Source organism: Pseudomonas sp. B611, assembly GCF_055407965.1.
In genome coordinates, this window is the sequence record NZ_JBUZST010000008.1 from 40,355 (window position 1) to 59,868 (window position 19,514).

The following is a 19,514-nucleotide window of genomic DNA, read 5'->3' on the forward strand; positions in this document are numbered from 1 at the left end:
CTGCCTTGGGAATGCGACGATAGACAGGAAAACCAGTACCAAAGTAGTAGATCAGCCTTTTTTGCGCAGGGCCGCGTGCTGTGGATTGAAGGTCAGCACCGCCAACAGCGTGAACACCCCGGTCAGCCCCAGGCACACCAGCAGGGCCAGGCCGGCGAAGCGTTCGTACAGGGCAAAGCGCACCAGCTCCACTGCGTGGGTGAAGGGGTTGATTGCGCACAGCCAGTACAGCCACTCACTCGAATCGCGCATCTTCCACAGCGGGTAGAGCGCTGACGAGAGGAAGAACAGCGGGAAAATCACGAAATTCATCACCCCGGCAAAGTTCTCCAGTTGGCGGATCGCATTCGACAGCAGCAAGCCCAGCGCGCTGAGCATCAACGCCACCAGCAACAGCGCCGGCAACGCGACCAGCAATCCCATGGCCGGCGGTTGCACGCCATACACCCAGGCAATCGCCAGGAACCCGTACACCTGCAACAGCGAAATCAACGCGGTGGCCAACAACTTGCTGCACAGCAGGAACGTGCGCGGCAGCGGGCTGGTGAGCAGCACGCGCATGCTGCCCATCTCGCGGTCGTAGACCATCGACAGCGAGCCCTGCATGCCGTTGAACAGCAGGATCATGCAGGCCAGCCCCGGGATGATGTAGACCTCGTAGGGGATGTAGGTGTCGTAGGGTTCGATCACCGAGATGCCCAGCGCCGCGCGAAAACCGGCAGCGAACACCAGCAGCCACAGCAACGGCCGCACCAGGGCACTGAGAAACCGCGTGCGCTGCAACACAAAGCGCAGCCACTCACGCAGGACGATGCCGCTGAAACATTGCCAATAGGCGTTCATGCCGCCACCTCTGTGCGCGTCAGCTGTGCGAACAAACCGCCTAGGTCGCCGCCTCGTTCGTGGAGCAGTGTGTCGAGTTGCCCGCTGGCCACCAGGCGGCCTCGATGCAAAATCATCAAGGCATCGTCAGCCTGCACTTCATCGAGCAAGTGGGTGGTCCACAACACGCTGATGCGCTGTTCCCGACACAGCATGCGCACGTGTTGGTTCAGCGCCAGGCGGCTGGCGGGATCAAGGCCGACGCTGGCTTCATCGAGCAACAGCAGGCGCGGTTGATGCAGCAGGGCGCGGGCAATTTCCACGCGGCGGCGGTGGCCGCCATTGAGTTCGCGGACCTTTTCCCGGCGCCGCTCGCCCAGCGTCTGGCGCTCCAGTTCGGCCTCGACCCGCAGCCCGGTTTCACGGCGTGACAGCCCATGCAGCGCGGCGTGGTAACGCAGGTTCTGTTCGACGCTGAGGTCCAGGTCCAGGGTGCTTTGCTGGAACACCACGCCGAGCTGGCGCAGTGCTGCGCGGGGTGCCTCGCGCAAGGAATGGCCGCCGACGTGGATGTCACCGCCCTGTAAGTCATACAAACGCGTGAGCAACGCAATCAGCGTCGATTTGCCCGCGCCGTTAGGCCCCAGCAGCGCGGCAAACCGCCCGGGCGCCAGGCTGAAACTCACGTCACGCAGGGCCTGCCTCTCGCCATAGGCAAAACTGATGGCGCGGGCGTCCAGCGCGTTCATGGCGTGACCACCACGCCCCACGGGTAACGCCCGACCTTGACCGACTTGAGCACCTTGCGGCTGTCCACGTCGATCACCGACACGTCGCCGCTCACGCCATTGGTGGCCAGCAACTGTTTCTCATCCGGGGTGAACGCCAGCTGCCACACGCGGCGGCCCACCAGCAGGTAGTCGAGGATCTCGTAGGTCTTGGCGTCGATCACCGCCACATGGTTGGCCGGGCCGAGGGCGACAAAGCCGTACTTGCCGTCGGCACTCAGCTTGATGCCCACCGGTTGCACCTTGTCCGGGTGCACGCCCTTGATCTTGAAGGTCAGGGTCTTGAGGATCGCGCGGCTGGCGACATCGAGGATGGTCACGGTGCCGCCGATTTCCGCCGAGGCCCACAGCTGCGAGCCGTCGTGGTTGAACTCGACGAAGCGCGGGCGCTGGTCCACCAGGGTGCTGTCGGCCAGGGTCTGGGTGCTGGTGTCGATCCAGTGCAGCATGTTCGTGGTTTCGCTGGTGTTCACCGCCCACTTGCCGTCCGGGCTCACGGCCATGCCTTCCGGCTCCACGCCGACGTTGACCTGGGCGAGCACCTTGGAGGTTTCGGTGTCGATCACCGTGACCAGCGCATCGTCTTCGTTGGAGACGTACAGCCAGCGGTTATTGGGGTGCAGGGCAAACTGCTCGGGGTCTTTGCCGGAGGGCAGTTCCTTGATGATCTTGCGCGTGGCCACGTCCATCACCTGCACGCGGTCCGAGTCGCTGGCGCAGATGTACAACAGCTTGTTGTCGTGGGACAGCAGCAGGCCGCGCGGGCGCTGTCCCACCTTGAGGGTGTCGGTGACTTGCAGGGTCTGCAGGTCGATCAGGCTCAGGCTGTTGTCTTTCTCGTTGGAGACCCAGGCCGTGGCGGCCACGGCGTGCCCGGCGGCAAGCAGCAGGGCGCAGGAGAGCAGGGTGCGGCGCATGGCGTAATCCTTATTCTTGTTGTTGTGAAATGTCAGGGAAAGCGGCAGGTCACCTCGGGTTTGTCGTAGCCCAGGCTGTCCATCTCGTTGAAGGGGTGCAGGAAACCGTCCTGGGGCGAAGTGCTCACCAGCGCGCGCGGTTGCACGATGGGGATCGGCTGGCGCAGTTCGCCATTCCACGGGCGGTAGCTGAGCTTGCGGCCCTTGAAACCATCCAGCGGCAGTTGCTCGCTGATTTGCAGCTGGCGGATGCTCATCGGGTCGACCTGGCGCAGCTTGCTCACCGCACTGGCTACGCTGCGCACGGCCATCCAGGCGGCGAAGTCGCGGTCGTTCATCCAGCGCCCGGCGAGGGCTTCGAAGCGTTTTTGCAGTTGGGCGGCGCCGTAGGTTTCCACGGTCTTGTGCCAGCCGGTGGGCGTCAGGCCCTGGGTGCCGGCGACGGGGCGCGGGTACCAGGTCTGGTAGGGCACGTATTCGCCAAAGTCGCCGCGTTCGTCGGCCACCAGCACTACGTCGTATTCGGCGGTTTGGGTGAAGAGGGGCATGTCGGCCTGGGCGCTGCGGCGTTGGTCGTTGTCGAAGCGCCACTCTTTCTCGGCCACCAGTTGCACGCCGAAGCGCTTGGCGGCGCGGCGCAGGGCGGCGGCGTAGGCTTGATCGTCCTCGGTGGGGCCGACGATCAGCAGCGCCTTCTGCCATTTGCGCACCACCAGGAACTGCGCCAGCGCGTCGGCGAGCATGGCGCGGCTGGGCAGGGTGTGCAGCACGTTGCCCAGGCAGGCGCTGCTGCGCAGGCTGTCGTCGGGGCTGCCGGCGTTGAACAGCAGGCTGTCGGGCAGGGCGGCGCTGAGTTGGCGCAGGCTGGCGGCGGGGGCGTTGACCACGAACAGACGCAGGCCCTGGTCGTGCTGTTGTTGCGCGGCGGCGAGCAGCGCCTCGGGGTTGTCCACTGTGGCGTCGGTCAGGCTGTAACGCTGGTTGAGAAAGGCGCCGGTGCTGTTGCTGTCGATGATTGCCAGTTCGGCGCCGCGCAAGCCGGCGTCGGTCGGTTCGGGAATCACGTTGGACAGCAGCGGCCCCGGGTCCGGTCGATAGCCCAGGTAGCCGATCTGCACCTGCAACGGCGCCTCGGCGGCCTGGCCGGCGGTGGCCCAGGTGAGCGCCAGCAGGCAGATCACGGCGAAAGGGGCGAGCTGGCGCATAGGGCACTCCATGACAGGTGGCGCCAGCATATAAAGCCCCGCTACCCCTGCAAATATGCAGAAAGTAGCGCTGGGGCAGTACCAAGGTAGTAGCTCGCCGCGCGCGGCGGGGTCTTAGCATGGGGCTCCAGTGTCCGGTGCGGGGGTTGAACGATCATGCGAATTTTCAAGGCGTTGCTCCTGCCGTTCCTGCTGATCGTCAGCCTGATCGGGGTCGATCGCCCCCATGCCCCACGTTCGGCCACGTTGGCGCCGACGGCGCTGGCGCGCTAGGCATGTCGGCGCTCTGGCGGATCAACCTGTGGGTGTGCGGCTTCTTCGCCCTGGTCACCTGTGCCTGCACTGCGCTGCTGATGCACCAGGCCTTGGCGGATGTGGAGCGCGAACTGCAATCGGCCGAAGCCGTGGTGCATTACCTGAGCGAAACCGCCGCGCGCGACCCCGCCAGCCTGCAACCACGGCTCACCGCCAGCCTGCGCCATGTGCGTGTGCATTGGCTGGGGCCTGACGAAACCCTGCCAGCGCCGGAGCAAGATGGGCTGGACGCCTGGCTCGGGCGCCTGCTGTTCGCCCAGGCGCGCCACAGTGCCCAGGTGCTGGATCTGGCCGATGGCCGGCGCGTGGCCATCGCCGTCGACCCGCGTGATGAAATCGACGAAGTCTGGGATTCCTTGCAGCAACTGCTGGGCCTGTGTGCGCTGGCATTGGCCCTCAGCCTGCTGACCATCCGCTGGGCCGTGCGCCGTGGCATGGGCGTGCTGGATGAGCTGCTGCTGGCCCTGCAACACGTGTGCAGCGGCCGCCTCAACGTGCGCCTGCGCACTGCCGGGGTGCCCGAAGCGCAACAACTGGCGCAGCACTTCAACCGCATGACCGACGCCCTCGAACAGGCGCGCACCGACAACACCCGTCTCACCCAAACCCTGCTGGCGGTGCAGGAACAAGAGCGCACGCGCCTGGCCCAGACCCTGCACGATGACCTCGGCCAGTACCTGGCGGGGATTCGTGCCCAGGTGTGCCTGTTGCCGCTGATCGCCCATCAGCCGGAAACGCTGGCGCGCACCGTGCACCTGCTGGAAGAACACTGCGAACACTTGCAGCAGGGCTTTCGCGAGCTGGTCCACGATCTTTACCCAGTGGCCCTGCAACACCTGCCGATGGCCGAGGCGTTTGCCATGCTGGTGACGCAATGGCGCGCCAGCCATGGCATCGACTGCCAACTGCACGTCAGCCAGGCGCTGCCGCCATTATCCCCGGGCCACAAGACCCACCTTTATCGCTTGCTCCAGGAAGCCTTGACCAACATCGTGCGCCACGCCGACGCCAGCCAGGTGCACGTACGCCTGCAACATCGCGGCGCACGCCTGCGTCTGTGGGTGCGCGACAACGGCCAGGGTGCGCAACACCCCCAGCGCCCCGGCGTCGGCCTGCACTCGATGTACGAACGCGCCCGCTGCCTGGGCGGTGAATTGAAGATCGTCAGCCACCCCGGCAAAGGCTGGGCGTTGGCGCTGGACATGCCTGCGGAGGCGCTATGAATATTCTGTTGGTGGATGACCACGCCGTGGTGCGCCAGGGCTACGCCAGCCTGCTGCGCGCGTTGCTACCGGCGATTGAAGTGCGCGAGGCGGCCAGTGGCGAAGAGGCCCTGGCACGGGTGCACGAAGCGGTGCCGAACCTGGTGATCATGGACTTTGGCCTGCCCGGCATCAGCGGCCTGGAAACCACCCGGCGCCTGCGTCAGCGCTTGCCGCAACTGCGTGTGCTGTTTTTCAGCATGCACGATGAACTGCCCTTGGTACGCCAGGCGCTGGACGCCGGCGCGGCGGGCTACCTGACCAAAAGCTCGGCGCCCCAAGTGTTGATCGAAGCGGTGCGGCGTATCCTCGACGGCCACGCCTACATCGAACAGCCCCTGGCCACCCAGCTTGCCTGTCAGGCTGCCGACCCGCGCCTGCACAGCATGACCCCGCGCGAGCTGGAGATTTTCCTGATGCTCGCCAAAGGCACCCCGGCACGGCAGATTGCCGAGCAGTTGAGTATCAGCAGCAAGACCGTGTCCAACCACCTGACGTTGCTCAAGAGCAAGTTGCAGGTGAGTTCCCATGCCGAATTGGTGCATGTGGGGATTGATTTGGGGGTGGTGAGAGTCGCCGGCTAATTTTGCCTGATGTACACCGAACCCTGTGGGAGCTGGCTTGCCTGCGATGGCATCACTGCGGTCTAACTGACAGGCCGAGTTGCCTGCATCGCAGGCAAGCCAGCTCCCACAGTGGACCGGGTTTACAGATCAAAATGGTGCTCTAGCGGTCCCAGGTCGTTGGGCAGTCCTTGCAGCCTTCCATATTGGCATCCTGGAAATTCGCGTAGTGCTGGCGGCTACCGCTCAAGGTGGCCTTCTCCAGATTACTTTCCCCAAACTTGGCTTCTTGCAGATTCGCATCGCTGAGGTCTGCACCTTGCAGGTCGGCCTTGCTCAACCAGGTCATTTCCAGGTCCGCCGCACGCAGGTTGGCCTTGTGCAGCTTCGCGCCCGACAGCCGCGCAAATTGCAGGTAGGCGCCGCTGAGGTTGGCGTTTTCAAATTGCGCGCCCTGGGCAAACATTCCCCAGCCTTGCACGGCCATCAGGGTGGCGCCGGTAAAGTCGGCCAGGCGCAGGTTGGCTTGTTGCAGGCTGGCGCGGGTGAGGTTGGCGCCTTGCAGTTGGGCTTTTTCCAGGTTGGCCAGGTCGAGGTTGGCGTGGCGCAGGTCCGCGTCGCGCAGGTCGGCGCCGGCCAGGTTCATGCCGCTGAGGTTCTGGTTGCGCAGGTTGGCGCCCTTGAGGTTGGCGCCGGGGCATTGGCTGTGTTCGGCGAGGGTGCAGCCGTTGATGATCAAGGGGGCGTCGTCATCGGCGTGGGCGAGGGGCAGGGACAGCAGGACGATTAGCGGTAGAAATTTCATCACAAAACCTCTGTGGCGAGGGAGCTTGCTCCCGCTCGACTGCGCAGCAGTCGCAAAACCTGGCTGCACAGTGTTGCTGGAGGAAAAGCGGGGCCGCTTCGCAGCCCAGCGGGAGCAAGCTCCCTCGCCACAACAGCGGGCCCCGCATTAACTAAAGGTTATTTTTGGGCAGTCTTCTGATCCCAGCTCGGGATCTTGAACACCCAGAATGACCCACCCTGTGCCACCGGCTTGGTCAACTCAGCCATGTCGCCACCCCACAGCGGTACCGCGCCGCCATAACCGACGGTGACGCCGATGTACTGCTCGCCATCCTGTTCCCAGGTGATCGGCGGGGAGACGATGCCGCTGCCGGTCTGGAACTTCCACAGCTCCTTGCCGGTTTTCGCGTCGAAGGCCTTGAAGAAACCATCGCCGGTGCCGGTGAACACCAGGTTGCCCTTGGTCGCCAGCACGCCGGCCCACAGTGGCAGGTGTTCCTTGTGCTCCCACACCACCTTGCCGGTGGTCGGGTTCATCGCGCGCAGGGTGCCGACGTGGTCGTCGTACATGCGCTTGATGCGGAAGCCCATGCCCAGGTAGGCCGAGCCTTTCTTGTAGTTGACCTCTTCGGTCCAGTATTCCTCTTTCCACTGGTTGCCGGGGATGTAGAACAGGCCCGTGTCCTGACTGTAGGCCATGGGGTTCCAGTTCTTGCCACCGAGGAACGGCGGCGACACTTCCACCGGCTTGCCCTTGGTTTCACCCGGCAGCGGCTTGGCCGGACGCTGGCCTTCGTTTTCCACGGGGCGCCCGGTCTTCAGGTCGATATGGCTGGCCCAGGTGATGTTGTCGACGAACGGGAAGGCGTTTTGCAGCTTGCCGTTGTTGCGGTCCACCACATAGAAGAAACCGTTGCGGTCGGCGTGGCCGGTGGCCTTGGTGACCTTGCCGTCCTTGTCCTTGTAGTCGAACAGCACCAGTTCGTTGTTGCCGGAGAAGTCCCAGGCATCGTTCGGCGTGTGCTGGTAGAACCACTTCACTTCGCCGGTGCTTGGGTCGACGCCGACCTGGCCCGAGGTGTAGAGGCTGTCGAAGTCGTGGGGGTTGCCGTCCTTGGAGGTGCGCGCCCAGGTGTTCCACGGGCCAGGGTTGCCGGCGCCGACGATGATGGTGTTGGTCTCGGCATCGAAGCTTGCGCTCTGCCACGGGGCGCCGCCGCCGTGGCTCCAGGCCTCGACCTTGCCGGTTTCGGTGGTCGGATCATCCGGCCACGACGGCGCCTTGACGTCGCCGGTGGGGGTGCTGTCCTTGCCGTTGAGGCGGCCCATGTGGCCTTCCACGAACGGGCGCATCCACACTTCTTCGCCGGTGTCCGGGTCGCGGGCATACAGCTGGCCGACCACGCCGAATTCATCGCCGGAGCTGCCGTGGATCAGCAGCACTTTGCCGGTGACCTTGTCTTTGATCAGCACCGGTGCGCCGGTCATGGTGTAGCCGGCGGCGTGGTCGCCGAATTTCTTGTTCCACACCACTTTGCCGGTGTTTTTGTCGAGGGCGATCAGGCGCGCATCGAGGGTGCCGAAGTAGATCTTGTCGCCGAAGATCGCCGCGCCACGGTTGACCACGTCACAGCACGGGCGAATGTTGTCGGGCAGGCGGTGGTTGTAGGTCCACAGGCGTTTGCCGGTCTTCGCGTCGAGGGCGAACACGCGGGAATACGAGCCGGTGACGTAGACCACGCCGTCGCTGACGATGGCCTGGGATTCCTGGCCGCGTTGTTTCTCGTCGCCAAAGGAATACGACCAGGCGGGCGTGAGCTTGAACACGTTCTTGTCATTGACCTGGGCCAGCTGGCTCCAGCGCTGGGCGTTGGTGCCCATGCCGTATTGCAGCACGTCCTTGGTGGTCAGGTGGTCGTTGGCAATGTCTTCCCAGGTGACGTTGCGGGTTTGCTTGGCGACAGCAGGTTCGGCGGCGGCAAAGCTTGCCGCACTGAAGGACAGGCTGCCCACCAGCAAAAAGGCTTGCACGGCAAGGCTCAAAGGTGAACGGGCGGGTAGCGATCTTATTGTCATGGTTGCAGTTCCCAGTGGAGGTTTTGGCCTGCACAGGGTGGTGCGCCGGGGCGGTGGCTGGATACGGAAAAATTCCCGCTGTTGCCGGGAAGACTTCCCGAACCGCCGCTGATTTGGGTGTGCCCCACAAGCCCTACTACCAAGGGATTAGAGCGCGGCCACCAAAGCAGCATACGGTGCACGGCGGCGGGTTCCTAAGATGGTTGCCATAGCCTCTGCAATGGGGTTTGCGTGCAATCTGAGAGGACAAAAATAATGACAACAAAACGCAACGCCTTGCTCGTGGCCGGCCTGCTGGTGGGTGTAATCAACGTGGGCGCAGTATGGGCCCATGGCAACGTGGTGCCGCAAGCGGTGGAAACCAAAGGCCTGACGCCGATCAAGGACGCGGGCGTGCCGCTCGACGGCGATGGTTGGGCGGCCAATAACCCGTATCGCAAGTCCCCTGAGCACGACAAGGCTGTCGAAATCGGTTCCTCCGCCTACAACCAGAACTGTGCCGCGTGCCACGGGCTGGAAGCCAAGTCCGGGGGTATCGCGCCGGACCTGCGCATGCTTGATGAAGGCGACGCCGGGGATGAGTGGTTTGTCGAACGGGTGCGCCACGGCGCCGTGCGCGACGGCCGCGTGTACATGCCGAAAATGGCCGACTACCTGAGCCAGGAAGCCCTGTGGGCCGTGCGTACTTACCTGGATTCCGTGCGCGTCGAGGAGTAAGCCATGCGCCTGATCAGCCTGGTGTTGAGCCTGGCCTTGCTGTGCTGCCAGGCGGCACAGGCGCAGGTGCGCAGCTATGACCAGATGATCGCCGCCGGCGAGTTGAAAGTGGCGGTGTACAAGGATTTTGCGCCCTACAGCTTCGACGACGGCGGCACCCCGCGCGGCGTCGACGTGGAACTCGCCCAGGCCCTGGCCAAGGCCTTGGGCGTGCAGCTGCGCCTGATCTGGGCGCCGGCCGGCGAGAAACTCGACGACGACCTGCGCGACTACATCTGGCGCGGCAGCCAGTTGCATAACCAGCAACTGGCCGACCTGATGATGCGCGCGCCCTACGACCATGAGTACACGCAAAAGCGCAACGATCAGGGCGAGCTGGAAAACGGCCATGTGGTGATGTTCGGGCCGTACCAGAACGAACAATGGCAGGTGGCCTATGACCGCCGTCGCCTGGACAGCGTGGCCAGCGTGGCGGTGTTCCAGCAACACCCCATTGGCGTGGAAGTGGACAGCGTGCCCTCGTTCTATCTGACCTCGGTGTTCAACGGCATGCTGGCAGGCAAGACCCGCCACTATGCCAACGTGCCCCTGGCTTTTGCGGCGATGAAAGCCGGGGACGTCGACGCGGTGATGGCGATGCGTGGCGAGATTGACTGGCAGGTACACCAGGCCCGCGACCCGCAGCTGGCCCTGGCGGAAAACGCTTACCCGAACATGGGCCGACAACGTTGGGAGATCGGCATGGCGGTGCATGAAAGCAACCGGCAACTGGCGTATGCGGTGGAAGAGGCGCTGGAAGGCCTGATCCGCGACGGCAGCCTGCAAGCCATCTACAGCCATTACGGCCTGCGCTACGAAGTGCCCGAGATGTACCAATGAACCGACGCCTGATCTGCTTGCTGGCGTGCCTGTTGCCGTGGGCGGCGCAGGCCACCGAGGTGGACCCGGTGCCGTCGGTGATGTGGGCGTTCTATCACAAGCAATTCCTCGACAACGCGCCGTTTGTCTTCGATGAGCGGGTCAAGCTGCTGGCGCCGCCGTTCGCCGAGGATGCGCGCCAGGTGCCGTTGGAGATTGATGCGCGGGCGTTCAAGGGCAGGGTGGTGCGCATCTTCGCCTGGGCCGAGTTGAACCCGTTGCCGAAGATCGTCGACTTCCAGCCCAAGGCCGGGGTGTTGCCGTGGTTGTCGTTGCGCATTCGCATCGAGCAGGCCACGCCGTTGCGCGCCGCCGTGCTCACCGATGACGGCGTGTGGCATGTCGGCTCGACCTTGATCGACGCCGCCGGGGGTGGCTGCACCGCGCCAAGCGTGGTGCGCACCCAGCCGGGGTGGGAAGAGCATATCGGCGAGGTGCTCGGCGGGCGTTATCCCCGTGGCGAGTACAGCCGCGTGCGTGTGCAGGTGGCGCACCCGATGGACAACGGCATGGTCAGCGGCATCCCCGAGTTCTACCTCAACCACGCGCAATTGCTCGGCGACCAGGGCCAGGTCATGGCCGAGCTGGAGCTGTTCCCGGCGGTCAGCGAAAACCCCAACCTGGCCTTTGACATCGAAGGCGCCGGGCAGACGCGCCTGGTATTACGCGACAACAGCGGCAACGAATTCGACGCGGCCATCCCCTGACCAGAAGGAGCGCGGCATGCGCTGGATACTGTTGTTCTGCCTGGGCCTGGGCCTGCCCGCCCTGGCCGACATGGACTACGCCCTCAAACCCCGGCAGATCGCCGAAGGCACCTGGCTGCTGGAAGGCAGTACCGACAATTTCGCCAAGGCCAACGGCGGCAATATCGTCAATGTGGCGTTTATCGTCACCGATGCAGGCGTGGTGGTGATCGACACCGGGCCGTCCAGGCGTTACGGCGAAGCGCTGCGTCAGGCCATCGCCAGCGTCACCGCGAAGCCGGTGATCCAGGTGTTGCTCACCCATCATCACCCCGACCATGCGTTGGGTAATCAAGCATTCAAGGATGTGCCCATCGGCGCCCTGGCCGACACCACAAAGCTGCTGCACGAACAGGGCGACAGCATGGCGGAAAACCTCTACCGCATGGTCGGCGACTGGATGCGCGGCACCGAAGTGGTGTTGCCCACCGAGGTGCTGCAACCCGGCGTGCGCAGCTTCGGCAACCACGATTTGCGCCTACTGGCGCTGACCGGCCACACCGGCGCCGACCTGGCGATTCTTGACCAGAGCACCGGCGTGTTGTTCGCCGGCGACCTGGTGTTTTACCAGCGCGCCCTGACCACCCCCAATAGCCCCGGCCTCGCCGCCTGGCTGGCCGACATCACCACCCTGCAAGGTCTGCCCTGGACCCTGGTGGTGCCCGGTCACGGCCCGATTGCCACGGATGCGCAGCCCTTCGAACAGATGCGCGACTACCTGACGTGGCTCGATCAACTGCTGCGCGACGGCGCCGCCAACGGCAGCGACATGACCGAGATGATCCGCAGCCCCATCCCCGAGCGCTTTGCCGCGATCAGCCTGAGCCGCTATGAGCTGATCCGCAGCGTCAGCCACCTGTACCCGCGCTACGAGCGCGCGCAGATGCACCCGCTACTAAGGAACTAGCAAACTCGATACTGCGGTCAATTGTGACAAGGGCCCCTGCGTCCAAGAATCTGCACCAGACCGGGAAAATTTCCCGGGTATAACAAAAAACCGCAGAGGTAGCCGTCATGACCCAACCCGCACGTCGCCAACCCTTCGCCTTGAGTGTGTTGCTCGGTGCCATCCTGTTATCCGGCCAGGCCCTGGCCGCTGTCACCGACCAGGACATTCTCCAGGACCCGAAAACCCCCGACCAGATCGTCACCAACGGCCTCGGCGTGCAGGGCCAGCGCTACAGCCCGCTGGACACGCTGAACGTCGACAACGTGAAGGAACTGCGCCCGGTCTGGGCGTTTTCCTTTGGTGGCGAGAAACAGCGCGGCCAGCAGGCCCAGCCGATGGTCAAGGACGGGGTGATGTACCTCACCGGTTCCTACTCGCGGGTGTTTGCGGTGGATGCGCGCACCGGCAAGAAACTCTGGCAGTACGACGCACGCCTGCCCGACGACATCCGCCCCTGCTGTGACGTGATCAACCGTGGCGTGGCGCTGTACGGCGACCTGGTGTTCTTCGGCACCCTCGACGCCAAGCTGGTGGCCCTGAACAAAGACACCGGCAAAGTGGTATGGAGCAAGAAAGTCGCCGATCACAAGGAAGGCTACTCCATCAGCGCCGCGCCCCTGGTCATCAACGGCAAGCTGATCACCGGCGTGGCCGGTGGCGAGTTCGGCGTGGTCGGCAAGATCGAAGCCTACGACCCGAAAAACGGCGACTTGCTGTGGAGCCGCCCGACCGTCGAAGGTCATATGGGCTACGTGTACAAGGACGGCAAGGCGGTGGAGAACGGTATCTCCGGCGGCGAGGCGGGCAAGACCTGGCCCGGCGACCTGTGGAAGACCGGCGGCGCCGCGCCGTGGCTGGGCGGTTACTACGACCCGGAAACCAACCTGCTGCTGTTCGGCACCGGCAACCCGGCGCCGTGGAACTCCCACCTGCGTCCGGGCGACAACCTTTATTCGTCGTCGCGCCTGGCGCTGAACCCGGACGACGGCACCATCAAGTGGCACTTCCAGAGCACGCCCCACGATGGCTGGGACTATGACGGCGTGAACGAACTGATCTCGTTCAACTACAGCGAAGGCGGCAAGGAAATCAAAGCTGCCGCCACCGCCGACCGCAACGGTTTCTTCTACGTGCTGGACCGCACCAACGGCAAGTTCATCCGCGGCTTCCCGTTCGTGGACAAGATCACCTGGGCCACCGGCCTGGATAAAAATGGCCGGCCGATCTACAACGACGCCAGCCGTCCTGGCGCGCCGGGCAGTGAAACCAAAGGCACTTCGGTGTTTGTCGCACCGGCGTTCCTCGGCGCGAAAAACTGGATGCCGATGGCCTACAACCGCGACACCGGGCTGTTCTACGTGCCGTCCAACGAGTGGGGCATGGACATCTGGAACGAAGGCATCGCCTACAAGAAAGGCGCAGCGTTCCTCGGTGCGGGCTTCACCATCAAGCCGTTGAACGAGGACTACATCGGCGTGCTGCGCGCCATCGACCCGAAGACCGGCAAGGAAGTGTGGCGCCACAAGAACTTCGCGCCGCTGTGGGGCGGGGTGCTGACCACCAAGGGCAACCTGGTGTTTACCGGTACGCCGGAAGGCTTCCTGCAGGCGTTCAACGCCAAGACCGGCGAGAAAGTCTGGGAATTCCAGACCGGTTCCGGCGTGCTCGGCTCGCCTGTGACCTGGGACATGGACGGCGAGCAGTACGTCTCGGTGGTCTCCGGCTGGGGCGGCGCGGTGCCGCTGTGGGGCGGTGAAGTGGCCAAGCGCGTCAAGGACTTCAACCAGGGCGGCATGCTCTGGACCTTCAAGTTGCCCAAGGAACTGGTGGCCAAGCACTAGTTCTACGACCAAATGACCATAGCCCCCCTGCCAACGGCGCATACGCCCGGCGGCGGGGGCTCTTTACTATCGGCTCATCGCCTGTTGACCGACAGGCCCGGACCCCGACAGAGGCCTCACCATGATCTACGCACAACCCGGCACCCCTGGCGCCATCGTCAGCTTCAAGGCGCGCTACGGCAATTACATCGGCGGTGAATTTGTCGCACCGATCGATGGCAACTACTTCACCAACACCTCGCCGGTCACCGGCGAAGCCATCGCCGAGTTCCCGCGCTCCAGCGCCGCCGACATTGAAAAAGCCCTCGACGCCGCCCACGCCGCCGCCGATGCCTGGGGCAAGACCAGCGCCCAGGACCGCTCCCTGGTGCTGCTGAAAATCGCCGACCGCATCGAACAAAACCTGGAAGTGCTGGCCGTCGCCGAAACCTGGGACAACGGCAAGGCCGTGCGTGAAACCCTCAACGCCGACGTGCCCCTGGCCGCTGACCATTTCCGCTACTTCGCCGGCTGCATCCGCGCCCAGGAAGGCGGCGCGGCCGAGATCAACGAACTGACTGCTGCCTATCACTTCCATGAGCCGCTGGGCGTGGTCGGGCAGATCATCCCGTGGAACTTCCCGCTGCTGATGGCCGCGTGGAAACTCGCCCCTGCGCTGGCCGCCGGTAACTGCATCGTGCTCAAGCCGGCCGAGCAGACGCCGCTGTCTATCATGGTGTTTGCCGAGCTGATCAATGATTTGCTGCCACCCGGCGTGCTGAACATCGTGCAAGGTTTTGGTCGCGAAGCGGGGGAGGCCTTGGCCACCAGCAAGCGCATCGCCAAGATCGCCTTTACCGGTTCTACCCCGGTGGGCGCGCACATCATGCATGCGGCGGCTGAGAACATCATTCCGTCCACTGTGGAACTGGGCGGCAAGTCGCCGAACATCTTCTTCGAAGACATCATGCAGGCCGAGCCTGCGTTTATCGAAAAGGCTGCTGAAGGTTTGGTGCTGGCGTTCTTCAACCAGGGCGAAGTGTGCACCTGCCCATCGCGGGCTCTGGTGCAGGAGTCGATCTACGACGCGTTCATGGCTGAGGTGATGAAGAAGATCGTCAAGATCAAGCGCGGCAACCCGCTGGACACGGAAACCATGGTTGGGGCGCAGGCGTCGGAGCAGCAGTTCGACAAGATTCTCTCGTACCTGAAAATCGCCCAGGAAGAAGGTGCGGTGTTGCTCACTGGCGGCGCGGCTGAGCGTTTGGAGGGTGATTTGTCCAGCGGTTATTACATCCAGCCGACGTTGCTCAAGGGGCACAACAAGATGCGTGTGTTCCAGGAGGAGATCTTCGGGCCGGTGGTAGGGGTGACCACGTTCAAGGACGAGGCTGAAGCGCTGGCGATTGCCAACGACAGCGAGTTTGGCCTGGGTGCTGGGTTGTGGACCCGTGATATCAACCGGGCGTATCGGATGGGGCGGGCGATCAAGGCGGGGCGTGTTTGGACTAACTGCTATCACCTGTATCCGGCGCATGCGGCGTTTGGGGGGTATAAGAAGTCGGGGGTGGGGCGTGAGAACCATAAGATGATGTTGGATCATTATCAGCAGACGAAGAATTTGTTGGTGAGTTATGACGTTAATCCGTTGGGGTTCTTTTAGTCGCTTTGTGTACATATCCGTTATTTAGGTAACGGCCACCTATGGTTCCGCTCTTACAGCGGGTCACTTTGGAAAAGCCCCAAAGTAACCAAAGGGCTCTTGCCCCAACACTCGGCACCTCGCCTAGGCTCGGTGTTCCCTCACTCCGGCTTGAATCCGTGGGCCGCCGCCACGCGCCATCCATGGCGCGGGGCGGCTAACCCGGCGTCCTGCCGGGTTACCCACGGATTCAAGCCTGCGTTCGGCCAGCGTGTTTGACGGGGCAAGTAAGATCAAAAGCCAGAGCGCGGCGGCCTTAAAGCCGACCGGTATGTTCGGGGGGAACTGGGTCAAAACTGTGGGAGCGGGCTTGCTCGCGAATGCGGTGGGTCAGTCAATGAATGAGTTGATTGATCCACCGCATTCGCGAGCAAGCCCGCTCCCACATTTTGATCTCCATGTATCAGGTGGGACTGTGGTTTGCTCTGGCTCTGGCTCTGGCTCTGGCTCTGGCTCTGGCTCTGGCTCTGGCTCTGGCTCTGGCTCTGGCTCTGGCTCTGGCTCTGGCTCTGGCTCTGGCTCTTGATCTTGATCTTGATCTTGATCTTGATCTTGATCTTGATCTTGATCTTGCTTTTGATCTTAGGCGCCCCATTAAACACGCTGGCCGGAATTCGGCATGGATTTGGGGGGTAAACCGGCAGGGATGCCGGTTTAGCCGCCCCGCGCCATGGATGGCGCGTGGCGGCGGCCCCCCAAATCCATGTCGGATTACGGGCATGCCGAGCCTAGGCGAGGCACCGAGTGTTGGGGCAAGAGCCCTTTGCTTACTTTGGGGCTTTTCCAAAGTGAGCCGCCGTAAGGGCGGAACCAATATCAGCCGTTACCCAAATAACGGATATGTACACCGACAAACCGCCATCGCAGGCAAGCCAGCTCCCACATTTTTACCCGCCGTACATCCGCGACTAATGCACTGCGCCAATTCCTTCGAAAGTAGCATTCGCCTCCCACATCCCCCATGCATTAATGACCCAACCGGAATCTTCCGGCACAACAAGAGGAACGCCCCATGTGGAAAAAACCCGCGTTTACCGACCTGCGTATCGGCTTTGAAGTGACCATGTACTTCGCCAGCCGTTGATCGACCCTCCGGCCAGCCCCGTGCTGGCCGGTGCTGGGTGGAAGATGACTCTTTGGTCTGATTGCAATCGCCCAAGGATCAGTTAGTGTGGAGCGCATTCTTCCAAAATAATAAGAACAGGCTTTCCAATGAGCCCAAACCTGAGCCTTCTGCGTAAATTCGTCTCTCCTGAAATCATCTTTGGCGCCGGCTGCCGGCACAACGTCGGCAATTACGCGAAGACCTTCGGCGCGCGCAAGGTGCTGGTGGTCAGCGACCCCGGGGTGATCGCCGCCGGTTGGGTCGCCGATGTGGAAGCCAGCCTGCAAGCCATCGGCATCGACTACTGCCTGTACTCCGCTGTGTCGCCCAACCCTCGGGTTGAGGAAGTGATGACCGGCGCCGAGGTGTACCGTGAAAACCACTGTGATGTGATCGTCGCCATCGGCGGCGGCAGCCCGATGGACTGCGGCAAGGCCATCGGCATTGTGGTTGCCCATGGGCGCAGCATCCTTGAGTTCGAGGGCGTGGACACCATTCGTGTGCCCAGCCCGCCGCTGATCCTGATCCCCACCACGGCCGGTACGTCGGCGGATGTCTCGCAGTTCGTGATCATTTCCAACCAGCAAGAACGCATGAAGTTCTCCATCGTCAGCAAGGCGGTGGTGCCGGATGTGTCGCTGATCGACCCGGAAACCACGGCGAGCATGGACCCCTTCCTGTCCGCCTGCACCGGCATCGACGCGCTGGTGCATGCCATCGAGGCGTTTGTCTCCACCGGCCACGGCCCGCTGACCGATCCCCATGCGCTGGAAGCGATGCGCCTGATCAACGGCAACCTGGTGCAGATGATCGCCAACCCCACGGACATTGCCCTGCGCGAGAAGATCATGCTCGGCAGCATGCAGGCGGGTCTGGCGTTCTCCAATGCGATCCTTGGCGCGGTGCATGCAATGTCCCACAGCCTCGGCGGGTTCCTCGACTTGCCCCACGGGCTGTGCAACGCGGTGTTGGTGGAGCATGTGGTGGCGTTCAACTACAGCTCGGCGCCGGAGCGTTTCCAGGTGATTGCCGAGACCTTTGGCATCGACTGTCGTGGCCTCAATCACCGGCAGATCTGCGGGCGTCTGGTAGAGCATCTGATCGCGTTGAAACATGCGATTGGCTTCCACGAAACCCTCGGCCTGCATGGGGTGCGCGTGGCGGATATTCCATTTCTGTCCGAGCATGCGATGGATGACCCGTGCATCCTCACCAACCCGCGTGCGTCGAGCCAGCGTGATGTTGAGGTCGTCTATGGCGAAGCACTCTGACGACCCGCAACGCGCGCTGTCGGCGCTGTTGGGGCTGGGCGACCAGTCGGCGCGCAAGAGCCACTACCCGGAGCTGACCGCACGGTTGGATGAGCTGGAGGCCGAGCGCAAGCGTTATATCCGCCTCAACGATGAGCTGGAGCAACGCGTCGCCGCGCGCACCGATGAACTGCTGGAGGCCAACCACAACCTGCAACAGCAGATCGCCCAGCGCGAGCAGATCGAACAGGACCTGCGCGACGCCCGTGACGCCGCCCAGGCCGCCAACCGCAGCAAGGACAAATACCTCGCCGCCGCCAGCCACGACCTGCTGCAACCGCTGAACGCCGCACGCTTGTTGATCGCCACCTTGCGTGAGCGCCAATTGCCCAGCGTCGAACAGGTGCTGGTGGAGCGCACGCACCAGGCGCTGGAAGGCGCCGAGGACTTGCTCACCGATTTGCTGGATATCTCGCGGTTGGACCAGGCAGCGGTCAAGCCGGATGTGGCCCTTTACCGCCTGGATGAAGTGTTTGCGCCGCTGGTCTCGGAGTTCCAATCGGTGGCCCAGGCGGCCGGGTTGAATCTGCGGGTGCATACCGGGCATTACGCGGTGCGCACGGACCTGCGCTTGTTGACGCGCATCCTGCGCAACTTTCTCAGCAATGCCTGCCGCTACACCGATGAGGGCTGCATCCTGTTGGGGGCGCGGCGTCGCGGTGATTGCCTGCGCCTGGAGGTGTGGGACACCGGGCGCGGGATTGCGGCAGACCGGCTGGAGGCGATCTTCCTCGAATTCAACCAGCTCGACGTCGGCCGCGCGGCGGATCGCAAGGGCGTGGGGCTGGGCCTGGCGATTGTCGAGCGGATTGCCGAGATCCTCGGTTATCCGATTGCCGTGCGCTCCTGGCCGGGGCGTGGCTCGATGTTCAGCATCGAAGTGCCGCTGAGCGCCGAGATGCCCGTGGCGATCAGCCAACTGCCGGTGCAACCGAGCACCGGCAACCCGCTGCCGGGCCGGCGTTTGCTGGTGATCGACAACGAAACCAGCATCCTCGAAAGCATGAGCGCTCTGCTTGAACAGTGGGGCTGCGAAGTGCTCACCGCCACCGACCAGGCGGGCGCGCTGGCGGCGTTGCAGGGCAGGGCGCCGGAGCTGATCCTCGCCGACTATCACCTTGACCACGGCGTGGTGGGTTGTGAGGTGGTCAAGCATCTGCGTGAGCACTTCGCCTGCAAAATCCCCGCGGTGATCATCACCGCCGACCGTACTGACCAATGCCGACGGGCCTTGCGTCGGCTGGAAGCGCCGTTGCTGAACAAACCGGTCAAGCCGGGGAAGCTGCGGGCAGTTCTGAGCCAATTGCTCAGCTGAGTCCGCACATCTTGCTGTGTAAACCCCATCCCCTGTGGGAGCGGGCTTGCTCGCGAATACGGTGTATCAGTCAATACATTTGCTGACTGACACTCCGCATTCGCGAGCAAGCCCGCTCCCACATTTGAACCGATTGATACCTGTCAACACGGAGTGCGGCAATTCGGTCCATGCTTGCCGCCTGATTTAAAGGCTGAC

Annotated in this window: 17 protein-coding genes; 11 read left to right on the forward strand and 6 right to left on the reverse strand. The window is 63.5% G+C overall.

Going from position 1 to position 19,514, the window contains the following annotated elements:
- Positions 1 to 51: 51 nt before the first annotated feature.
- Genes ACZRMO_RS18360 through ACZRMO_RS18375 form a run of 4 tightly spaced genes read right to left on the reverse strand, consistent with a single transcriptional unit; the run spans position 52 to position 3,732 of the window.
- Positions 52 to 843 (reverse strand): ABC transporter permease, encoded by a 792-nt coding sequence (locus tag ACZRMO_RS18360; protein WP_463973757.1) that lies wholly within the window; start codon positions 841 to 843, stop codon positions 52 to 54.
- On the reverse strand, positions 840 to 1,571 hold the full coding sequence (locus ACZRMO_RS18365) for an ABC transporter ATP-binding protein (protein ID WP_463973758.1): 732 nt from the start codon (positions 1,569 to 1,571) through the stop codon (positions 840 to 842). Before ACZRMO_RS18365 ends, ACZRMO_RS18360 begins: the two co-directional genes overlap by 4 nt.
- Complete coding sequence (locus ACZRMO_RS18370; RefSeq protein WP_463973759.1) at positions 1,568 to 2,527, reverse strand: YVTN family beta-propeller repeat protein; 960 nt, start codon at positions 2,525 to 2,527, stop codon at positions 1,568 to 1,570. Before ACZRMO_RS18370 ends, ACZRMO_RS18365 begins: the two co-directional genes overlap by 4 nt.
- A gap of 32 nt (positions 2,528 to 2,559) precedes the next feature.
- Positions 2,560 to 3,732: an ABC transporter substrate-binding protein gene (locus ACZRMO_RS18375; protein WP_463973760.1), complete on the reverse strand. Its 1,173-nt coding sequence runs from the start codon at positions 3,730 to 3,732 to the stop codon at positions 2,560 to 2,562.
- Between the two features lie 275 nt (positions 3,733 to 4,007).
- On the opposite strand from ACZRMO_RS18375, the gene ACZRMO_RS18380 reads away from it, so the two are divergent.
- Positions 4,008 to 5,270 carry a sensor histidine kinase gene (locus ACZRMO_RS18380; protein ID WP_463973761.1) on the forward strand — a complete coding sequence of 421 codons (1,263 nt, stop codon included), beginning with the start codon at positions 4,008 to 4,010 and terminating at the stop codon, positions 5,268 to 5,270.
- Positions 5,267 to 5,893, forward strand: coding sequence for a response regulator (locus ACZRMO_RS18385; protein WP_207042754.1), 627 nt, complete (start codon positions 5,267 to 5,269; stop codon positions 5,891 to 5,893). Before ACZRMO_RS18380 ends, ACZRMO_RS18385 begins: the two co-directional genes overlap by 4 nt.
- Before the next feature lie 142 nt (positions 5,894 to 6,035).
- Here ACZRMO_RS18385 and ACZRMO_RS18390 read toward each other — a convergent pair whose 3' ends face one another.
- Both ACZRMO_RS18390 and exaA read right to left on the reverse strand, forming a co-directional pair.
- Complete coding sequence (locus ACZRMO_RS18390) at positions 6,036 to 6,677, reverse strand: pentapeptide repeat-containing protein (protein WP_463973762.1); 642 nt, start codon at positions 6,675 to 6,677, stop codon at positions 6,036 to 6,038.
- 158 nt (positions 6,678 to 6,835) lie between these two features.
- Positions 6,836 to 8,734 carry a quinoprotein ethanol dehydrogenase gene (exaA, locus tag ACZRMO_RS18395; protein WP_463973763.1) on the reverse strand — a complete coding sequence of 633 codons (1,899 nt, stop codon included), beginning with the start codon at positions 8,732 to 8,734 and terminating at the stop codon, positions 6,836 to 6,838.
- A gap of 255 nt (positions 8,735 to 8,989) precedes the next feature.
- Between exaA and pedF the strand changes: the two genes are divergently transcribed.
- The 9 genes from pedF to ACZRMO_RS18440 all read left to right on the forward strand — a co-directional run bounded on the left by pedF (position 8,990) and on the right by ACZRMO_RS18440 (position 19,316).
- Entirely contained in the window at positions 8,990 to 9,451 is a 462-nt protein-coding gene (gene pedF / locus ACZRMO_RS18400) for a cytochrome c-550 PedF (RefSeq protein WP_017735450.1), read from the forward strand.
- A 3-nt stretch (positions 9,452 to 9,454) separates the two neighbouring features.
- Complete coding sequence (locus tag ACZRMO_RS18405; RefSeq protein WP_463973764.1) at positions 9,455 to 10,330, forward strand: substrate-binding periplasmic protein; 876 nt, start codon at positions 9,455 to 9,457, stop codon at positions 10,328 to 10,330.
- On the forward strand, positions 10,327 to 11,076 hold the full coding sequence (locus tag ACZRMO_RS18410) for a quinoprotein dehydrogenase-associated SoxYZ-like carrier (RefSeq protein WP_463973765.1): 750 nt from the start codon (positions 10,327 to 10,329) through the stop codon (positions 11,074 to 11,076). Before ACZRMO_RS18405 ends, ACZRMO_RS18410 begins: the two co-directional genes overlap by 4 nt.
- A 16-nt stretch (positions 11,077 to 11,092) precedes the next feature.
- Positions 11,093 to 12,022 carry a quinoprotein relay system zinc metallohydrolase 1 gene (locus ACZRMO_RS18415; protein ID WP_463973766.1) on the forward strand — a complete coding sequence of 310 codons (930 nt, stop codon included), beginning with the start codon at positions 11,093 to 11,095 and terminating at the stop codon, positions 12,020 to 12,022.
- 107 nt (positions 12,023 to 12,129) lie between these two features.
- Entirely contained in the window at positions 12,130 to 13,905 is a 1,776-nt protein-coding gene (locus ACZRMO_RS18420) for a PQQ-dependent methanol/ethanol family dehydrogenase (RefSeq protein WP_463973767.1), read from the forward strand.
- 121 nt (positions 13,906 to 14,026) lie between these two features.
- The gene (gene exaC / locus ACZRMO_RS18425) at positions 14,027 to 15,547 is read left to right on the forward strand and encodes an acetaldehyde dehydrogenase ExaC (RefSeq protein WP_463973768.1); all 1,521 of its coding nucleotides are present in this window, start codon (positions 14,027 to 14,029) and stop codon (positions 15,545 to 15,547) included.
- Between the two features lie 1,051 nt (positions 15,548 to 16,598).
- On the forward strand, positions 16,599 to 16,670 hold the full coding sequence (gene pqqA / locus ACZRMO_RS18430) for a pyrroloquinoline quinone precursor peptide PqqA (RefSeq protein WP_020289857.1): 72 nt from the start codon (positions 16,599 to 16,601) through the stop codon (positions 16,668 to 16,670).
- Between the two features lie 128 nt (positions 16,671 to 16,798).
- Positions 16,799 to 17,962, forward strand: coding sequence for an alcohol dehydrogenase-like regulatory protein ErcA (gene ercA / locus ACZRMO_RS18435; RefSeq protein ID WP_124528356.1), 1,164 nt, complete (start codon positions 16,799 to 16,801; stop codon positions 17,960 to 17,962).
- Entirely contained in the window at positions 17,946 to 19,316 is a 1,371-nt protein-coding gene (locus ACZRMO_RS18440; RefSeq protein ID WP_463973769.1) for an ATP-binding response regulator, read from the forward strand. Before ercA ends, ACZRMO_RS18440 begins: the two co-directional genes overlap by 17 nt.
- The last annotated feature ends 198 nt before the right edge of the window (positions 19,317 to 19,514 follow it).

What these genes read in the sequence shown, in the direction of transcription:
- ACZRMO_RS18360 (WP_463973757.1), bottom strand. Translation starts at nt 843, where the DNA reads ATGAACGCCTATTGGCAATGTTTCAGCGGCATCGTCCTGCGTGAGTGG.
- ACZRMO_RS18365 (WP_463973758.1), bottom strand. Translation starts at nt 1,571, where the DNA reads ATGAACGCGCTGGACGCCCGCGCCATCAGTTTTGCCTATGGCGAGAGG.
- ACZRMO_RS18370 (WP_463973759.1), bottom strand. Translation starts at nt 2,527, where the DNA reads ATGCGCCGCACCCTGCTCTCCTGCGCCCTGCTGCTTGCCGCCGGGCAC.
- ACZRMO_RS18375 (WP_463973760.1), bottom strand. Translation starts at nt 3,732, where the DNA reads ATGCGCCAGCTCGCCCCTTTCGCCGTGATCTGCCTGCTGGCGCTCACC.
- ACZRMO_RS18380 (WP_463973761.1), top strand. Translation starts at nt 4,008, where the DNA reads ATGTCGGCGCTCTGGCGGATCAACCTGTGGGTGTGCGGCTTCTTCGCC.
- ACZRMO_RS18385 (WP_207042754.1), top strand. Translation starts at nt 5,267, where the DNA reads ATGAATATTCTGTTGGTGGATGACCACGCCGTGGTGCGCCAGGGCTAC.
- ACZRMO_RS18390 (WP_463973762.1), bottom strand. Translation starts at nt 6,677, where the DNA reads ATGAAATTTCTACCGCTAATCGTCCTGCTGTCCCTGCCCCTCGCCCAC.
- exaA (WP_463973763.1), bottom strand. Translation starts at nt 8,734, where the DNA reads ATGACAATAAGATCGCTACCCGCCCGTTCACCTTTGAGCCTTGCCGTG.
- pedF (WP_017735450.1), top strand. Translation starts at nt 8,990, where the DNA reads ATGACAACAAAACGCAACGCCTTGCTCGTGGCCGGCCTGCTGGTGGGT.
- ACZRMO_RS18405 (WP_463973764.1), top strand. Translation starts at nt 9,455, where the DNA reads ATGCGCCTGATCAGCCTGGTGTTGAGCCTGGCCTTGCTGTGCTGCCAG.
- ACZRMO_RS18410 (WP_463973765.1), top strand. Translation starts at nt 10,327, where the DNA reads ATGAACCGACGCCTGATCTGCTTGCTGGCGTGCCTGTTGCCGTGGGCG.
- ACZRMO_RS18415 (WP_463973766.1), top strand. Translation starts at nt 11,093, where the DNA reads ATGCGCTGGATACTGTTGTTCTGCCTGGGCCTGGGCCTGCCCGCCCTG.
- ACZRMO_RS18420 (WP_463973767.1), top strand. Translation starts at nt 12,130, where the DNA reads ATGACCCAACCCGCACGTCGCCAACCCTTCGCCTTGAGTGTGTTGCTC.
- exaC (WP_463973768.1), top strand. Translation starts at nt 14,027, where the DNA reads ATGATCTACGCACAACCCGGCACCCCTGGCGCCATCGTCAGCTTCAAG.
- ercA (WP_124528356.1), top strand. Translation starts at nt 16,799, where the DNA reads ATGAGCCCAAACCTGAGCCTTCTGCGTAAATTCGTCTCTCCTGAAATC.
- ACZRMO_RS18440 (WP_463973769.1), top strand. Translation starts at nt 17,946, where the DNA reads ATGGCGAAGCACTCTGACGACCCGCAACGCGCGCTGTCGGCGCTGTTG.